The organism is Pseudomonas sp. PDM24, from assembly GCF_019218905.1.
GTDB lineage: Bacteria > Pseudomonadota > Gammaproteobacteria > Pseudomonadales > Pseudomonadaceae > Aquipseudomonas.
In genome coordinates this window covers 1-287 of record NZ_JAHUWR010000028.1, presented here as the reverse complement: position 1 = coordinate 287, position 287 = coordinate 1, and the positions used below count along the sequence as shown (strand labels likewise).

General features: G+C 45.6%; 1 tRNA gene. It reads left to right on the top strand.

Annotated elements, in window-relative coordinates:
• Positions 1-5: 5 nt before the first annotated feature.
• Positions 6-81, top strand: a tRNA-Ala gene (locus KW837_RS28615).
• Positions 82-287: the final 206 nt, after the last annotated feature.

Below are 287 nucleotides of genomic sequence, written 5' to 3'. Positions count from 1 at the left end.
AATACGGGGCCATAGCTCAGCTGGGAGAGCGCCTGCCTTGCACGCAGGAGGTCAACGGTTCGATCCCGTTTGGCTCCACCACTACTGCTTCTGTTTGTTGAAAGCTTAGAAATGAGCATTCCATCGTGACGATGGTGAATGTTGATTTCTAGTCTTTGGCTAGATCGTTCTTTAAAAATTTGGGTATGTGATAGAAAGATAGACTGATGGCCACTTTCACTGGTGGTGATCAGGCTAAGGTAAAATTTGTGAGTTTAATCGCGAATTTTCGGCGAATGTCGTCTTCA